Origin of the sequence: Pseudomonas sp. GM21, assembly GCF_000282215.1 — a bacterium.
Lineage (GTDB): Bacteria > Pseudomonadota > Gammaproteobacteria > Pseudomonadales > Pseudomonadaceae > Aquipseudomonas.
This window is the reverse complement of the sequence record NZ_AKJS01000141.1, coordinates 21,474-36,687: the sequence shown is the minus strand read 5'-3', so window position 1 is coordinate 36,687 and position 15,214 is coordinate 21,474. Positions and strand designations below refer to the sequence as shown.

Genomic DNA, 15,214 nt, shown 5'->3' with positions numbered 1-15,214 from the left:
CCCTTATCCGATGTTCGACAGTTTCAGCAGATGACGCAGGTCGTTAAGCAGATCCTTACCCTTCACCGTAGGGTCGTAGCGCAGCACCAGATTGCCGTGAGGGTCGATGATCCACAGCAGTGGCGCGGTCTTGTCCCCGGTGCCGGCGGTTTTGTTGAAGGTACTGAAGCTGGCGGGGTCCAGGGGATACCTCTGCAGTTGAGGATACTCGCGCGCCAGCTTGGCGTCGTATTCACTGCTCAGCGGTTGGGCCGCGGCCAAGGCATGACTGGCGCGCCCGGCATCGCGACCGAGGCCGATCTGGATCTGCCGCGCCAGGTACACCAGTTGCTGGCAGTCGACCGAACACTCCTTGGGCGCCGTCACCAGTATCTGCCAGCGATCCTCCTGCGCCTGCACGCCGAGGTCGGCGCGGGTCTGGCCATTGCCGATCAGTTCGCCGTGATAGCTGCGCCCCTCCGGTACCCAGAACTGCAATTTGTACATGCCGGTAGCGAGGATCATCGGACCGATCACCCCGAGCACAATCAGCAGTAATTGCAAGCGACCCTTGCGTCGACTCGCCGGCGTTTTCGCCTCAGACATGCTGGGTGGATTCATGGCCGCTCCCATGGTGTTTCTCCTTTGCGTTGTGCCAGCCGAGATAGAGATAGAGGCCGAACAGGGCAAGCGACATGGCGAACCACTGCACGGCATAAGCGATGTGTTTTTCCGGGCCCATGGCGACTACTGGCCAATCGGCCTGATAAGTCGCGGGACCATTTTCTGCGCGTAATTCGTAGGCAAATCCTTCACGGTCCAGCGTTGTCCAGAGCTTCGAAGGCTCGACGGCGGTGACTAACTCCGGCCAGGTGGCGGTGCTTGGGTCGGCGTGCAACTGGAAGGTCGCGCCGGGTGAAACGTAGACCCAGGCGTCCAGGCTCAAGGCTTCTTTGGGGGTGGTGAATTGTGGCGGTGTGCGCCGATCCGGCCACGGCAGCCAGCCACGATTGACCAGCAACCAAAGGCCGGTTGCCTGATCCTGAAATGGTTGCAACAACTCCACGCCGACCTTGCCGTCGCGCTGACGGTTGTCCAGCAGCAGGCTGTGCGCAGCATCGAACTGGCCGTGCAGGCGGACGCGGCGGAAGGCCGGGTCTTCGGTGTGTTGCAGTTCGGTACTGGCCATCGGTTCGGCGACACGGCGCTCGGCGTAGCTTTGCAGCAGCGCACTTTTTTCCGCGCCCCGGTTCAGTTGCCAGAACCCGAGCGACACCAGCAGCGGCAGCAACAGGGCGACCACCAGTGTCGGCACGATGCCCGGCCGAAAGCGCTTCATGGCATGGCCAAAAAGTCGGTATGCGCGATAGCTATACTCACGTGCATCGCCTTTCCCCCGGAGTCTCACCATGCTCAAAGCAGCCATCGTCCTGATGCTGATTGCCACGGTTGTCAGCCTGTTCAGCGGCCTGTTTTTTCTGGTCAAGGACGACAGCAGCTCGAACCGTCTCGTCATTGCCTTGAGTGTTCGTGTTGCACTGGCCGCCGCTACCGTCGGCTTGATCGCCTGGGGTTTCTTCAGCGGCCAGTTGGTGTCACATGTTCCGTGGTAGCTCTAAGCTTGAATCTTGAAGCTTGAAGCTGCTTCACAGCACATAGACGAAAACGAACAATCCGATCCACACCACGTCCACAAAGTGCCAATACCAGCTCGCTGCCTCGAAACCGAACTGGTGATCGGCATCGAAGTGTCCGCGCATGACCCGCATCAACATCACAAACAGGATGATCGTGCCCATGGTCACGTGGGCGCCGTGGAAACCGGTGAGCATGAAGAACGTCGCACCATAGATGCCGGAACCGAGGGTCAGGCCCAGTTCGCGGTAGGCGTGCATGTATTCTTCAGCCTGGAAGAATAGGAATGCGCAGCCCAGCAAAACGGTGAGCGCAAGCCAGAGTTTCAGTGCGCCGCGATGTCCTTTCTTCAGCGCGTGGTGGGCGATGGTCACGGTCACGCTGGAACTCACCAGCAGCACGGTATTGAGCAGCGGCAGGCCCCAAGGGCTGATGACTTCCTTGGGCGGCGGAAAGAGTTTCGAGTCAGGGTTGTTCAGCAGCGGCCAGGTCCACTCGAAGGTCGGCCAAAGCATGTGCGCGATGCCCTTGGCACCTTCACCGCCGAGGGCCGGGCCAGAGACATTGCGTACATAAAACAGCGCGCCGAAGAAGGCGATGAAGAACATCACCTCGGAGAAGATGAACCAGCTCATGCCCCAGCGAAACGAGCGGTCCATCTGTGCGCTGTACAACCCGCCGCGACTTTCCTTGATCACCGTCCCGAACCAACCGAACAACATGTAGGCCACCAACAGTCCGCCGACGAAAAAGATCAGCGGGCCGTGGGATTCCGGCCGCGCGGCTTTCAGATCGTTGAACCAGGTGGCCAGGCCGAATACGGTGGTGAGCATGCCGACCGTGGCGATGATCGGCCATTTGCTCTGGGCCGGTACGTAATAGTGTTCATGAGTTGCCATTTATTGTTCTCCTTATCGGGCACGCTCAGCCGCCAGTGTTTACAGCTACCGGTGGATGTCGGGCGGTGATATCGAACAGCGTGTAGGACAGCGTCAGGTGCTTCACATCCTTGGGCATGTCACGGTCAACGATGAAACGTACCGGCATCTCGATCCGCTGACCGGGCTGCAGCACTTGCTGGGTAAAACAAAAACATTCGGTCTTGTGGAAGTACGCCGCCGCAGCGCTGGGCGCGATGCTCGGCACGGCCTGGGCGCTCATCGGCTTATCGGTCGGGTTGTGCGCGATGAAAATCATCTCGTTCACGGCCCCTGGATTGGCGGTCAGTTCGTCGCTCTTGGGGTAGAAATCCCAGGACATGTCCGCCGAGTTGGTCGAGAGAAACTGCACGCGCACTTGCCGCGAGGTGTCGACCGTTTGTTCGCCCTGGTACTGCCCGGCGGTTTTGCCGTTGATGCCGAAGGCCTTGCACATCACGTCGTAGATCGGCACCAGGGCAAACCCGAAGACAAACATCGCCACCACCACCAGCAGCAGGCGGGTGACCAGTTTTTTCATCGAAATCGAGTCAGCCATGACTACCAACCTCCACCATTAACCCTGTGGGAGCGAGCCTGCTCGCGATAGCGGTGTATCTGGCACACCGCGCCGCCTGCATCGCGAGCAGGCTCACTCCTACAAAGGTCAGGGGGTTCATTTCACTTCCGGTGGCGTGGTGAAGGTGTGATACGGCGCCGGTGACGGAACGCTCCACTCCAGCCCTTCAGCCCCATCCCACGGTTTGGCCGGTGCTGGCGGGCCGCCGCGAATGGTCTTGATCACGATGAACAGGAAGAAGAGCTGCGTGGCACCGAACATGAACGCGCCAATCGACGAGACCATGTTGAAGTCGGCGAATTGCAGGTTGTAGTCCGGAATCCGCCGTGGCATGCCGGCCAGGCCCACGAAGTGCATCGGGAAGAACGCCATGTTCATGCCGATGAACGAGAGCCAGAAGTGCAGTTTGCCAAGGGTTTCGTCGTACATGTGACCGGTCCATTTCGGCAGCCAGTAGTAGGCCGAGGCGAAGATCCCGAAAATCGCCCCCGGTACCAGTACATAGTGGAAGTGTGCGACCACAAAGTAGGTGTCCTGGTACTGGAAGTCCGCCGGTGCGATGGCCAGCATCAACCCGGAGAAGCCACCAATGGAGAACAGGATCACGAACGCCACCGCAAACAGCATCGGCGTTTCGAAGGTCAGCGAGCCTTGCCACATGGTGCTGGCCCAGTTGAACACCTTGACCCCGGTGGGTACGGCGATCAGCAACGTCGCATACATGAAGAACAACTCGCCCACCAACGGAATGCCGACCACGAACATGTGGTGCGCCCAGACGATGAACGACAGGAACGCAATACTCGCCGTGGCGTAGACCATCGAGGTGTAGCCGAACAATGGCTTGCGCGAGAAGGCCGGAATGATCGAGCTGACGGCACCGAAGGCCGGCAGGATCATGATGTACACCTCGGGGTGACCGAAGAACCAGAACACGTGCTGGAACAACACCGGGTCACCGCCACCGGCGGCACTGAAGAAACTGGTACCGAAGTGGATGTCCATCAGCATCATCGTCACGCATCCGGCCAGTACCGGCATCACCGCGATCAGCAGGAACGCGGTAATCAACCAGGTCCAGACGAACAGCGGCATTTTCATCAACGTCATGCCGGGGGCGCGCAGGTTGAGGATGGTCGCGATCACGTTGATCGCGCCCATGATCGAACTGATCCCCATCAAATGGATGGCGAAGATGAAGAACGTCACGCTTTCCGGTGCGTAGGTCGTCGACAGCGGGGCGTAGAACGTCCAGCCGAAGTTCGGACCACCACCGGGGGAAAACAGGGTCGACACTAACAGGAGGAACGCCGCCGGCAGCAGCCAGAAGCTGAAGTTGTTCATCCGTGGCAGTGCCATGTCCGGCGCGCCGATCATCAGCGGGATCATCCAGTTGGCGAGGCCGACGAAGGCCGGCATCACCGCACCGAACACCATCACCAGACCGTGCATTGTGGTCATCTGGTTGAAGAATTCCGGCTGGACGATTTGCAGCCCCGGCTGGAACAGCTCGGCGCGAATCACCATCGCGAACGAGCCCCCCAGCAAGAACATGGAGAACGCAAACCACAGGTACAGCGTGCCGATGTCTTTGTGGTTGGTGGTCAGCACCCAGCGCATCAGGCCTTTGGCGGGGCCGTGGGCGTGGTCGGTGGCGGTATGAACATGTTCATCGACTACAGCAGTCATGTTCTGTCTCCTGCAAACAGATGGGCTGGGCAAGCCGGGGTGCGTAGCCCCGACCGGTTCCTTGGGTGCGCAATAGACCGGGTCATTTGCTTTCCGCCTGTTTCAGCTCCAGCACTTCTTTCGGAGTGACCATGTCGCCCTTGTTATTGCCCCAGGCGTTACGTTCGTAGGTCACGACCGCCGCGATATCGACTTCCGACAGCTGCTTGCCAAACGCCGCCATGGCGGTGCCAGGCTTGCCGTGGAAGACAATGCTCAGGTGATCCTTGATTGGTCCGGTAGCGATTTTCGAGCCCTTGAGTGCCGGGAACATCGGCGGCAGGCCCTGACCTTCGGCCTGGTGACAGGCGACGCAAGTGGTGTGGTAGACCTTGTCGCCGCGCTCCTTGAGCTCGTCGAGGGTCCATTCCTTGCTGGTCAGCTCTTTGAGTTGCAGGGCTTCAGCCTTGCGTTCGGCGAGCCATTTTTCGTAATCGGCCTTTTCCTTGACCTCGACCACAATCGGCATGAAACCGTGGTCCTTGCCGCACAACTCGGCGCACTGGCCGCGGTAGATGCCCGGCTTGTCGACGCGGGTCCAGGCTTCGTTGACGAACCCCGGGATCGCATCGCGCTTGACCGCGAAGGCCGGGACCCACCAGGAGTGGATGACGTCGGCGGAGGTCACCAGAAAGCGCACCTTCGCGCCGATCGGCAGCACCAGCGGCTTGTCGACCTCGAGCAAATAGTGCTCGCCCTTGGTTTCCTTATTGTGGATCTGGTCAGCGGGGGTGGTCAGGTTGCTGAAGAACTCAACGTCCTGGCCCAGGTATTTGTAGTGCCACTTCCACTGATAGCCCGTGACCTGGATGTCGATATCCGGCTCACTGGCGTCGTACATCTTGATCAGGGTTGCCGTCGCGGGCACCGCCATGGCCACCAGGATCAGGAAGGGCACGATGGTCCAGAGGATTTCAACGGTGGTGCTTTCATGAAATTTTGCGGCCACCTGCCCGGTAGAGCGGCGGTGCAGAATCATCGACCAGAACATGGCGCCGAAGACGATGATGCCGATCACTACACAGATCCAGAAAATGGTCATGTGCAGGTCAAATACTGCGTGACTGATTTCAGTCGCTCCCGGCGCCATATTCACAGTCCAAGCGGCTTGTGCTTGACTGAAAATCGACCACAACAGGAGGCCCATCCAGACGTGTGGATGTCGCATCATTGCGGGTTCCCCTTATCGTTCTTGTTATCCCGCCGGCTTTCACCTGCGGCAAGGGAGCGGCTTTTTCAGACTACGAACTTGAATCGCCGAGCCTTGCTGCGTGTGCAGTCGGGCGTCATCAGCTAACTCCATTCCATCCCGAGTATAGACAGCGACTGCCACCTCGCAACGTGAAGGCGTAAATGATCTGAAACAGCTGGGACTTGCGTTCAAGGTCAAGAATGGAGAAGGATGCAGACGAGTGGTGGCAAACCGATATAACGGAGGCGTCTCAAGGATGAAACAATTATGACAAATGCGTCTTAGCATTTTTCATAAGGCAGCTAAGTTATGTCTTTCCTATTTCACTGCCGTTGAATCCTGGAGTTTTCATGAACACCGCCGCATTGCGCGAGCAGATCCAAAAAGCCCAACAACACGAGAAAGAGACCGGCCTGCTGACACGTCAGTTGCAGACCAAACTGCCTCACCTTCACCCTGCTATCCAATTGCCGGAGGCCGATGCCAATGGCGTACTGACACGTTTTGTTTGCGCCTACATAGATGAAGTGCCCGACCTGCTGGACGCAGCCAATGAAGTCGCCAGGGAAGCGGGCATCGAATCGCAAATCAAACCGGTGCTGAAAATCGCCGAGCAGTATTTCCTCCAGCCTCCGGCAATCATGGCCGGGCATGTCGGTCTGGACAGCCTGCTGGACGAAGCCTACCTGGCGCACCGCTTTGTAGAAGAGGTCAATGACCTGTACATCAAGCATTTCGGCCAGCCACTGATCCCCTTGGACATGACGGTCGCCAACTTGATTGCTCACCAATTGATCGGTGAGGAATTTGCCAACCAACTGGACGAAGCGGTACATCACACCATCGACGAGATGCTCAACGAAGAGAGTTTTGCGCTGGAATCGGTGGAAGCCTACCGTGAGAAACTCAATAGCCCGGACACCGGCGCCGCGTGGAAGCGCTGGCCGTGCATGTCGCGCCGATTGGGCGTAGGCCTGGAGCTGGATCAGCCGGCGGCTTGACCCTTTAGATTCAACACTGACCCCTGTGGGAGCGAGCCTGCTCGCGATGGCAATAGTTCACTCAACATTGATGTCGATTGACACACCGCTATCGCGAGCAGGCTCACTTCTACACGGATTTATCTACCCGGCAGCACCTACGCCGGATGTGGTCCGCAACCGCCCTTCCAACCTGCGCTTCAACCCCCGCGCTTCAATCAGTAGTATCGAACCCTTGGCCGCATTCGCCCGACCCCATTCCTCAAGCAACTCAAGGCACGAGTGATCGATGTAGCTCAGGTTATTGAGCGGCACATGCACCGTTGCACCTGCGGGAATGGTGCCCAGCACCTGGGTCAGCGCCGGCACCTTGAGAAAGGTTGCTGCGCCCGTCAGCCGCAACTCCATTTCTCCCTTTGCCGGCAAGTCGATCAAGCTGATTTTCAGTCGTGAAGCCTTCCAGGCCAGTTTGGCCAGGGTCAGGCCGAAGCCAATCAACACACCTGTGAGCAGGTCAGTAAAGATGATCGCCAGCGCAGTCGCCGCGTAGGTGAACATCGGCATCCGGCCATAGCGGCCCAGACCGCGAAAGGCCTTGAGATCGACCAGTTTGAAACCGGTGTAGACCAGCACACCGGCAAGGCTCGCTACCGGTATGCTTTGCAACACACTCGATAGCAACAACACGAACGCCAGTAGCCACAGACCGTGGAAGATGGTCGACAGTCGCGTGGTGGCGCCGGCCTGGACATTGGCGGAACTGCGTACGATCACGCCCGTCATAGGCAACGCGCCCAAGAGACCGCAAAGCATGTTGCCCACACCTTGCGCCGATAACTCCCGGTCGAAGTCGGAACGCTGGCCGCTGTGCATGCGGTCCACTGCGGCGGCCGATAGCAGGGTTTCGGCGCTGGCGATAAACGCCACGGCGAATGCGGCGACCAGCAAAGTCGGGTCCGCCAGATTGAGCAAGTCAGCGGGCTTCAGCCAATCGATGGCCTCGGCAAGGTTGGCAGGGACTTCCACGCGTTTGACCTGCAAGGCAAGGATCAGGCTGGCGACTGTTGCCAGACCGACGCCCAGAAGCGCTCCCGGAACAAACCGCAACGAATGAGGCCGCAATTTTTCCCACAACCACATCACCGCCATCGTCGACAGCCCGAGCAACCCGGCTTGCCAGCCCAAGGACGGCAGGGCTTGCATCACCGCGGCTGGAAAGGCGGCCAGGTTATCCAGCCCGGAAGGCCTGGGCACCCCGTCGAGCATCACATGCACCTGCGACAGCACGATAAGCACGCCAATCCCGGCGAGCATGCCATACACCACCGCTGGCGCCGTTACCCGAAACCAGCAACCCAGTTTCAGGCGCCCGGCGACCAATTGCAGAAACCCCGCCAGCAGCAGGATGGGCCCGAGCATGGCGATGCCGTGCTGGCGCACCAGTTCGAACACCAGAACCGCCAAGCCCGCCGCAGGGCCACTGACTTGCAGCGGCGAGCCGGCAAGCCAACCCACGACCAGACCGCCGATGATCCCGGTGATCAATCCTTTGGCTGGTGGCAGCCCCGAAGCGATGGCGATACCCATGCACAAGGGCAGGGCGACCAGGAACACGACCACCGAAGCCAATAGCTCCCGTGGCAAAACAGCTTTAAGTTGCGCAGCACGCATGTTGACGCTCCCGACTTTTTTCAGGCATGGCTAAGCCGGGCTACTGAATCAGTAGCCTCGGCAAACACCACGCGGGGGATTTAGGAGGTTTTAGAAACGCGCTTTGGGCGTTGCCACCGGAATCGGATGGCTGCCATCGAGCGGCAGGAAACAACCCTGGTCCGCGTCGTAAGCTTTGATTTCGCTGGTTTCGATGCTGTACACCCAGCCATGGATAAACAGATGACCGTTGGCCATGCGTGAGGCTACCGATGGATGCGTGCGTAAATGCTGTAGCTGAGCGATCACATTTTCCTCGGTGAGGATGTGCATGCTTTCGTTTTCGTCAGCGCAATGGCAATTTTCCTGGACCATGGTTTTTGCCACTTCGGCGTGACGCAGCCAGGCTTTGACCGTGGGCATTTTTTCCAGGCTTTGTGGGTTCAGCACCGCACGCATCGCACCGCAGTCGGAGTGCCCGCATATGATGATGTGCTGCACGCCGAGGGCCAGGACCGCGTATTCGATGGCGGTGGAAACACCGCCGTTCATTTGCCCGTAAGGCGGTACAACGTTGCCGACGTTACGGGTTACGAACAGATCGCCAGGAGCGCTTTGGGTGATCAGTTCAGGAACGATGCGCGAATCGGCGCAGGCGATGAACATCGCTCTGGGGCTCTGGGCCGTGGCGAGTTTTTTGAAGAGCTCTTCCTGTTGTGGAAAGACCTCGTGATGAAAATGCAAAAAGCCGTCAACGATATGCTGCAGCGCTGCATCGGCGGTTTCCGCCTCGGGGAGTACTTGCGCCGACGCAGCGGAAGGCTGTTTATCCTTGTCATTCATGAATTCATCCTCATTGGCGGAGTCAGGGAAGTTTCCCGTTTTGTCCGATGTGAAGCCAGTGGCTGTTTAAAAAACATCCAGGTCATCAACTCGACCCATCAGTCACTCGATGAACAAGGTAGCGGCCGAAACTTAACTCAAACTGAATAGAGCGCTCTAGAACGCGTGTTCCAGGTCACAAAAAGCGTGACCAGCCTGAAGGCACCAGGTATTTCTCACTACTCAACTTTAGGCCAATTGTCCTCAAATCAATGACATCTGGCGACCCGGCGGACAGAAGGCTTCGCAGTCCAGATCAAAACCTTCGCGACGATTAAGTCCCAGGCGTTTTATGGCTTTGGAAAAACGTTGCGCCAGCAGGTCGGCAAAGGGGCCTTCGCCGCGCATCCGGGCACCAAACCGGCTGTCATAGAGCTCGCCGCCACGGCTCTGGCGGATAAGGCTCAATACATGAGCGGCACGCTGGGGATAGTGGGCCGCCAGCCATTCTTCAAACAGCGGCGCCACTTCCAGTGGCAGGCGCAACATCATGTACGCCGCACTTTGCGCGCCGGCCCCATGAGCCTCCGTGAGCAAGCTTTCGAGTTCACTGTCATTAATCATCGGAATCATCGGCGAGCACAACACACCCACCGGAATTCCCGCTTCACGCATCACGCGTATAGCCCGTAACCGGGCCTTGGGTGCTGCGGCACGTGGTTCGAGGATGCGCTTGAGTTCGTCGTCGAGGGTGGTGAGGCTGATCATTACCGCCACCAAGCGTTGCTCGGCGAGTTCGGCAAGCAGGTCCAGATCACGAAGAATCAGCGAGCCTTTGGTGATGATGGTCACCGGATGACGGTAACGCAGCAGCACTTCGAGGGTTTTGCGAGTGATGTTGTGGTCGCGCTCGATGGGCTGGTAAGGATCGGTGTTGGAACCCAGGTTGATTGGCGCGCATTGATAGCCGCGTTTGCTCAGTTGTTCTTCCAGTACATCGGCGGCGTTGGTCTTGGCGATCAGCCTGGTTTCGAAATCCAGCCCCGGCGACATGTCCCAATAGGCGTGACTGGGCCGCGCATAGCAATAGATGCAGCCGTGTTCGCAGCCGCGATAGGGATTGATCGAGCGATCAAAGGGCAAGTCCGGCGAGTTGTTGCGGGTGATGATGGTTTTCGCCGTTTCGATACGCACCTCGGTACCTTGGGTGACGGGCGCTTCCTGATACCAGCCGTCATCTTCGACCACTGAACGATTCAGCGCGAAGCGGTTATGCGGATTGGTCGCGGTGCCGCGTCCGCGAGGTGGCAAGGGCGTAGTCATTGACAAGATCCATTGGCTGTATGTGCATACAGTATCCGGGTTTGGCGGAATCGACCAGCGCCGTTCAGCACCTGACAGTTATGAGTTTCGTCATTATGCGAAACATAAATCGCGTAGAACTTTTATCGGTCTTGTCAGTATTCTTCGCTTCACACGAAGTTGTCGTGTTCTCAATATTAAAAGGATTTAATAAATGTCTGGCTACAATCAGCGCGGTGTATTTCTGCAACTACAAGCGCCTTCTATCGTTAGTCCAAAAGAAGTTCGGGTTTCCATGCAGTTCGCGTTAAAGGAAGAGGGTTATGACCCTGAAAACCGTGCGCCCACCTACTCTCTGCTGGACTCCAGTACTCGCGCGGCTGTGTCCAACGATGGCGGCATCACCTTTACCATGGGCAACACACCTGATGTCAACGGAGATGGTGCAATCGATGCGCAGGACAAAGTTGTTTTGATTGCATTGGCGAAAGCCTACTCGAAGATTATTAATCCTTGAAAGCAGCTTAACTCCTGCAATCAATAAGTATTGATTGCAATAAACGACACGGAACTTCTCCGTGTCGTTTTTTTATAGAGGCTTATAGGTGTCGCGAATAAAGCCGGGATAAGCCATTCCATTCACAATTCTTTGACAGCCGGCTCACAGGCCTTTGACTGCTTGGAGCTGAAGCTCTGTGACACCTAGCCACCCGATTCCCATACGGTTGCCCGAGCATGTCCCGACTGCGCCTATTTTCTGCGACGTTTCTGATATCACTGGCCGCATTTTTCAACCTGACTCTGGTCCATGCGGATGACAGCACGTCCCCTCGTCCGGCGGAATGGGCTCAACCGGTGGAAATGCAATACAACCTCTTTCAAATGTCCCCGACGCTCTACCGCAGCGCCTTGCCTGACCGTGGCGTCATTGCGTTGCTGGAAAAGCTCAAGGTGAAAACCGTCATCAATTTCCTGCCCGAGACGGATTCAAGCTGGTTGTCTACGCCGGGTATCACTCAGGTCCAGTTGCCCTATCGCACCAATCACGTAGATGACGAGGATGTCCTTAAAGCCCTTCGTGCCATTCAGACTGCCGAGTCCCATGGCCCAGTGTTGATGCACTGCAAACACGGGTCGGATCGCACGGGCTTGATGGCGGCCATGTATCGGGTCGTGATCCAGGGTTGGAGCAAGGAAGACGCCCTGGACGAAATGACGCGGGGCGGCTTTGGTGACAGTACTCATTTCAAGGATGGCGTGCGCTACATGATGCAGGCCGATGTCGACAAACTTCGCACCGCGTTGGCCAATGGCGATTGCAGCACCACCCCGTTCGCCGCATGTTCGATGAAGAGCTGGTTGAAATCCGCTCACGTTGAATAAACAGGGGGGAGGGCACCACCTTGAGCCCGGTTCAAAGGCGCAAGGTGGTGGTCACTCAGTGTTGCTCGTCAGGCTTTTTCTTCAGCTTTGGGTTGGGGAAAAACTGTACGGCCTGAATCTTGGCGTCCGGCACTTTCAGCGCCGAAGTATTGACCCGCGTGCCCAACTCCTTGGGCACGGACAGACCTTGTTCATTCAATGTGTCGGAATAACCGCAGGCCACGCACTCGCGGTGTGGGACTTCGTCTTCGTTCCACATCATCAATTTGTCCGGCTCGCTGCACGCCGGGCAGACCGCCCCGGCGATAAAGCGTTTTTTGGTAATCACAGGCCCCTCGCTCATGCTGCCGCGTCCTCACTCAGGCCGCTGTGGCGCAAGAGTGCGTCAATCGAGGGTTCACGGCCACGGAAGTCGACGAACAGCACCATCGGTTCCTGGGAGCCACCGCGCGCCAGAATGGCTTCACGGAACGCGCGACCGGTCTCGGCATTGAGCACGCCGTCTTCTTCGAACTTCGAGAACGCATCGGCGGACAGCACTTCCGCCCATTTGTAGCTGTAGTAACCCGCCGCGTAACCGCCAGCGAAGATGTGCGCAAAGCTGTTCGGGAAACGGTTGTAGGCCGGGGGACGCATGACCGATACCTCATCACGCACGCCTTCAAGCACCTGCGCCACGCTACGGCCATCACCGTGGGTGGCGTGCAGTTCGAAGTCGAACAGCGAAAACTCCAGCTGACGGACCATCATCAGGCCGGACTGGAAATTTTTCGCCGCGAGCATTTTCTGCAGCAGGTCTTGAGGCAGTGGCTCGCCGGTTTCGTAATGACCGGAGATCAGCGCCAGGCCTTCTGGCTCCCAGCACCAGTTTTCCATGAACTGGCTCGGCAGCTCGACGGCATCCCAGGCCACGCCGTTGATGCCTGAGACGCCGGCGTGTTCGACGCGGGTCAGCAGGTGGTGCAGGCCGTGACCGAACTCGTGGAACAGGGTGGTGACTTCATCATGGGTCAGCAGTGCAGGCTTGCCGCTGTCGGCCGGGGTGAAGTTGCATACCAGATTGGCCACCGGGTTTTGCAACGCGCCTTCGGCCGTGCGGCGACGGTCGCGAGCGCCGTCCATCCACGCACCGCCGCGTTTGTTGGCACGGGCGTAAAGGTCGAAGAAGAAGCGGCCGACGTGCTGCCCGTTTTCCTTGATTTCAAACAGGCGAACATCCGGGTGCCAGGTATCGAAGCCTTTCTGCTCGGCGATTTCGATGCCGTACAGACGCTGGACGATGGCGAACAAGCCACCCAACACCTTGTCGATCGGGAAGTAGGCGCGCAGGGCTTCCTGAGCCACGCTGTAACGCTGCTCGCGCAGCTTCTCGCCGTAGAAACCGCTGTCCCAGCTTTGCAGGTCCGGGCAACCCTGTTCGGCGGCATAGGCTTTGAGCTGTTCCAGGTCCAGCGCGGCAAACGGCTTGCTGCGTTTGGCCAGGTCACGCAGAAAGCTGAGCACCTGATCGCTGGACTCGGCCATTTTGGTGGCCAGGCTCAACTCGGAGAAACTGGTGAAACCCAGCAGCCTGGCCAGTTCCTGGCGCAGGTCGAGGATTTCTTCCATCACCGGGCCGTTATCGTTCTGGCCGGCATTCGGGCCTTGGTCCGACGCACGGGTGCAGTAGGCGGCGTAGACTTCTTCGCGCAGGGCGCGGTCGTGGGCGTAGGTCATCACCGCGTAGTAACTCGGGAATTCCAGGGTGATCAGAAAGCCTTCCAGGCCTTTGGCCTGTGCGGCGGCGGCCATTTGCGCCTTGGCCGAATCGGTCAGGCCGGCGAGGGTGGCTTCATCGGTGACGTGCCGGGTCCAGGCCTGAGTGGCGTCGAGCAGCTGGTTGGAGAAGCGGCTGCCCAGTTCCGAGAGCTTGCTCTGCACTTCGGCGTAACGCTTTTGCTCGGCCTCTGGCAGGTCAATACCCGACAGACGGAAGTCTCGCAGGGAGTGTTCCAGGATAGTTTTCTGCGCCACATCGAAACCGGCGGCTTCCGGGCTGTTAGCCAAGGCTTCGAAGGCTTCGAACAATTCGCGGTTCTGGCCCAGTTCGGTGGAGTAGGCGCTCAAGGCCGGCAGGCAGGATTCATAGGCTTCACGCAATTCGGCGCTGTTGCACACGGCATTCAGGTGGCTGACCGGGCTCCAGGCCGCGCCCAGGCGATCGTTGAGCTCATCCATTGCCAGTACAAGACCAGCCCAGGTAGGTTGTTTGCCCTGGGTCTTGAGGATCTCGATAATGGCGGCGCGGTTGTCAGCCAGGATCTGTTCAATGGCCGGTTGTACGTGTTCGGCACGGATCGACGAGAATGGCGGCAGGTCGTAGGACTGCAAAAGAGGGTTGTTCACGCTCACGGTTGGCACCTTGGCTGGAAGAAACATGCGGCCATCTTAATTACAATCGACGCTCACCGCAGCTATCAGCAACAGAGAGAAACCCTATCGTGACCCTTCGCAAGTATCAGAACCACACGCCGCTGCTGGGCAAAGGCGCTTTTGTCGACGGTTCGGCGGTGGTAATCGGCGACGTTGAAATCGGCGAAGACAGCTCTGTCTGGCCGCTGACAGTGATCCGCGGTGACATGCACCGCATCCGCATCGGCGCGCGCACCAGTGTTCAGGACGGCTGCGTTTTGCACATCACCCATGCCGGCCCGTTCAACCCCGATGGCTTTCCGTTGCTGATCGGCGACGACGTGACCATCGCGCATAAAGTCATGCTCCACGGTTGCAGCGTGGGCAGCCGGGTTCTGATCGGCATGGGCAGCATCGTCATGGACGGTGCGGTGGTCGAGGATGAGGTGATCATCGGCGCTGGCAGCCTGGTGCCGCCGGGCAAGCGCCTGGAAAGCGGCTTCCTTTATGTCGGCAGCCCGGTGAAACAGATCCGCCCACTGACCGACAAGGAGAACGCCTTTTTCACCTACAGCGCGGCGAATTACGTGAAGCTCAAGGATCTGCATCTGGCTGAAGGTTACGACCAGCTCTGACCCTGCCCCGTTATTGCCCA

The 15,214-nt window shown here is 58.5% G+C and carries 16 protein-coding genes; 5 read left to right on the top strand and 11 right to left on the bottom strand.

Annotated elements, in window-relative coordinates; translation table 11 throughout:
• Positions 1 to 3: 3 nt before the first annotated feature.
• Positions 4 to 612 carry a hypothetical protein gene (locus PMI22_RS06475; RefSeq protein ID WP_007947923.1) on the bottom strand — a complete coding sequence of 203 codons (609 nt, stop codon included), beginning with the start codon at positions 610 to 612 and terminating at the stop codon, positions 4 to 6.
• Entirely contained in the window at positions 578 to 1,318 is a 741-nt protein-coding gene (locus PMI22_RS06480; RefSeq protein WP_007947922.1) for an SURF1 family protein, read from the bottom strand. Before PMI22_RS06480 ends, PMI22_RS06475 begins: the two co-directional genes overlap by 35 nt.
• Positions 1,319 to 1,388: 70 nt before the next feature.
• On the opposite strand from PMI22_RS06480, the gene PMI22_RS06485 reads away from it, so the two are divergent.
• The gene (locus PMI22_RS06485) at positions 1,389 to 1,592 is read left to right on the top strand and encodes a twin transmembrane helix small protein (RefSeq protein ID WP_007940724.1); all 204 of its coding nucleotides are present in this window, start codon (positions 1,389 to 1,391) and stop codon (positions 1,590 to 1,592) included.
• A gap of 33 nt (positions 1,593 to 1,625) precedes the next feature.
• Here PMI22_RS06485 and PMI22_RS06490 read toward each other — a convergent pair whose 3' ends face one another.
• The 4 genes from PMI22_RS06490 to coxB form a co-directional block, all read right to left on the bottom strand.
• On the bottom strand, positions 1,626 to 2,513 hold the full coding sequence (locus PMI22_RS06490) for a cytochrome c oxidase subunit 3 (RefSeq protein ID WP_007947921.1): 888 nt from the start codon (positions 2,511 to 2,513) through the stop codon (positions 1,626 to 1,628).
• 25 nt (positions 2,514 to 2,538) lie between these two features.
• Positions 2,539 to 3,090, bottom strand: a complete 552-nt coding sequence (locus PMI22_RS06495; protein WP_007947919.1) for a cytochrome c oxidase assembly protein — start codon at positions 3,088 to 3,090, stop codon at positions 2,539 to 2,541.
• Positions 3,091 to 3,207: 117 nt separating this feature from the next.
• A complete protein-coding gene (gene ctaD, locus PMI22_RS06500) occupies positions 3,208 to 4,800 on the bottom strand; it encodes a cytochrome c oxidase subunit I (protein ID WP_007947918.1) in 1,593 nt (530 codons plus the stop codon).
• Between the two features lie 82 nt (positions 4,801 to 4,882).
• Positions 4,883 to 6,010 (bottom strand): cytochrome c oxidase subunit II, encoded by a 1,128-nt coding sequence (coxB, locus tag PMI22_RS06505; protein ID WP_007947917.1) that lies wholly within the window; start codon positions 6,008 to 6,010, stop codon positions 4,883 to 4,885.
• A gap of 371 nt (positions 6,011 to 6,381) precedes the next feature.
• Here coxB and PMI22_RS06510 point away from each other — a divergent pair, with 371 nt between their 5' ends.
• Positions 6,382 to 7,032 carry a hypothetical protein gene (locus PMI22_RS06510; protein WP_007947916.1) on the top strand — a complete coding sequence of 217 codons (651 nt, stop codon included), beginning with the start codon at positions 6,382 to 6,384 and terminating at the stop codon, positions 7,030 to 7,032.
• A gap of 123 nt (positions 7,033 to 7,155) precedes the next feature.
• Here the strand turns inward: PMI22_RS06510 and PMI22_RS06515 are convergent, their stop codons facing one another.
• The 3 genes from PMI22_RS06515 to PMI22_RS06525 form a co-directional block, all read right to left on the bottom strand.
• Positions 7,156 to 8,682 carry a SulP family inorganic anion transporter gene (locus PMI22_RS06515; protein ID WP_007947915.1) on the bottom strand — a complete coding sequence of 509 codons (1,527 nt, stop codon included), beginning with the start codon at positions 8,680 to 8,682 and terminating at the stop codon, positions 7,156 to 7,158.
• A 90-nt stretch (positions 8,683 to 8,772) separates the two neighbouring features.
• Positions 8,773 to 9,504: a carbonic anhydrase gene (locus tag PMI22_RS06520; RefSeq protein WP_007947914.1), complete on the bottom strand. Its 732-nt coding sequence runs from the start codon at positions 9,502 to 9,504 to the stop codon at positions 8,773 to 8,775.
• 243 nt (positions 9,505 to 9,747) lie between these two features.
• The gene (locus PMI22_RS06525) at positions 9,748 to 10,806 is read right to left on the bottom strand and encodes a PA0069 family radical SAM protein (RefSeq protein WP_007947913.1); all 1,059 of its coding nucleotides are present in this window, start codon (positions 10,804 to 10,806) and stop codon (positions 9,748 to 9,750) included.
• A 193-nt stretch (positions 10,807 to 10,999) separates the two neighbouring features.
• On the opposite strand from PMI22_RS06525, the gene PMI22_RS06530 reads away from it, so the two are divergent.
• Together PMI22_RS06530 and PMI22_RS06535 are read left to right on the top strand one after the other, a co-directional pair.
• Entirely contained in the window at positions 11,000 to 11,302 is a 303-nt protein-coding gene (locus tag PMI22_RS06530; RefSeq protein ID WP_007947912.1) for a hypothetical protein, read from the top strand.
• Positions 11,303 to 11,520: 218 nt separating this feature from the next.
• Positions 11,521 to 12,168 carry a dual specificity protein phosphatase family protein gene (locus PMI22_RS06535; protein ID WP_007947911.1) on the top strand — a complete coding sequence of 216 codons (648 nt, stop codon included), beginning with the start codon at positions 11,521 to 11,523 and terminating at the stop codon, positions 12,166 to 12,168.
• 55 nt (positions 12,169 to 12,223) lie between these two features.
• On the opposite strand, the gene PMI22_RS06540 is transcribed toward PMI22_RS06535, so the two are convergent.
• Positions 12,224 to 12,511 (bottom strand): YheV family putative zinc ribbon protein, encoded by a 288-nt coding sequence (locus PMI22_RS06540; protein WP_007947910.1) that lies wholly within the window; start codon positions 12,509 to 12,511, stop codon positions 12,224 to 12,226.
• Complete coding sequence (gene prlC / locus PMI22_RS06545) at positions 12,508 to 14,586, bottom strand: oligopeptidase A (RefSeq protein WP_162830881.1); 2,079 nt, start codon at positions 14,584 to 14,586, stop codon at positions 12,508 to 12,510. Before prlC ends, PMI22_RS06540 begins: the two co-directional genes overlap by 4 nt.
• Before the next feature lie 62 nt (positions 14,587 to 14,648).
• Between prlC and PMI22_RS06550 the strand changes: the two genes are divergently transcribed.
• Positions 14,649 to 15,194: a gamma carbonic anhydrase family protein gene (locus PMI22_RS06550; protein ID WP_007947908.1), complete on the top strand. Its 546-nt coding sequence runs from the start codon at positions 14,649 to 14,651 to the stop codon at positions 15,192 to 15,194.
• Positions 15,195 to 15,214 lie beyond the last annotated feature (20 nt).

Excerpts from the sequence above, each read along its gene's own strand:
- PMI22_RS06475 (WP_007947923.1), bottom strand. The coding sequence starts at position 612 with ATGGGAGCGGCCATGAATCCACCCAGCATGTCTGAGGCGAAAACGCCG.
- PMI22_RS06480 (WP_007947922.1), bottom strand. The coding sequence starts at position 1,318 with ATGAAGCGCTTTCGGCCGGGCATCGTGCCGACACTGGTGGTCGCCCTG.
- PMI22_RS06485 (WP_007940724.1), top strand. The coding sequence starts at position 1,389 with ATGCTCAAAGCAGCCATCGTCCTGATGCTGATTGCCACGGTTGTCAGC.
- PMI22_RS06490 (WP_007947921.1), bottom strand. The coding sequence starts at position 2,513 with ATGGCAACTCATGAACACTATTACGTACCGGCCCAGAGCAAATGGCCG.
- PMI22_RS06495 (WP_007947919.1), bottom strand. The coding sequence starts at position 3,090 with ATGGCTGACTCGATTTCGATGAAAAAACTGGTCACCCGCCTGCTGCTG.
- ctaD (WP_007947918.1), bottom strand. The coding sequence starts at position 4,800 with ATGACTGCTGTAGTCGATGAACATGTTCATACCGCCACCGACCACGCC.
- coxB (WP_007947917.1), bottom strand. The coding sequence starts at position 6,010 with ATGATGCGACATCCACACGTCTGGATGGGCCTCCTGTTGTGGTCGATT.
- PMI22_RS06510 (WP_007947916.1), top strand. The coding sequence starts at position 6,382 with ATGAACACCGCCGCATTGCGCGAGCAGATCCAAAAAGCCCAACAACAC.
- PMI22_RS06515 (WP_007947915.1), bottom strand. The coding sequence starts at position 8,682 with ATGCGTGCTGCGCAACTTAAAGCTGTTTTGCCACGGGAGCTATTGGCT.
- PMI22_RS06520 (WP_007947914.1), bottom strand. The coding sequence starts at position 9,504 with ATGAATGACAAGGATAAACAGCCTTCCGCTGCGTCGGCGCAAGTACTC.
- PMI22_RS06525 (WP_007947913.1), bottom strand. The coding sequence starts at position 10,806 with ATGACTACGCCCTTGCCACCTCGCGGACGCGGCACCGCGACCAATCCG.
- PMI22_RS06530 (WP_007947912.1), top strand. The coding sequence starts at position 11,000 with ATGTCTGGCTACAATCAGCGCGGTGTATTTCTGCAACTACAAGCGCCT.
- PMI22_RS06535 (WP_007947911.1), top strand. The coding sequence starts at position 11,521 with ATGTCCCGACTGCGCCTATTTTCTGCGACGTTTCTGATATCACTGGCC.
- PMI22_RS06540 (WP_007947910.1), bottom strand. The coding sequence starts at position 12,511 with ATGAGCGAGGGGCCTGTGATTACCAAAAAACGCTTTATCGCCGGGGCG.
- prlC (WP_162830881.1), bottom strand. The coding sequence starts at position 14,586 with ATGTTTCTTCCAGCCAAGGTGCCAACCGTGAGCGTGAACAACCCTCTT.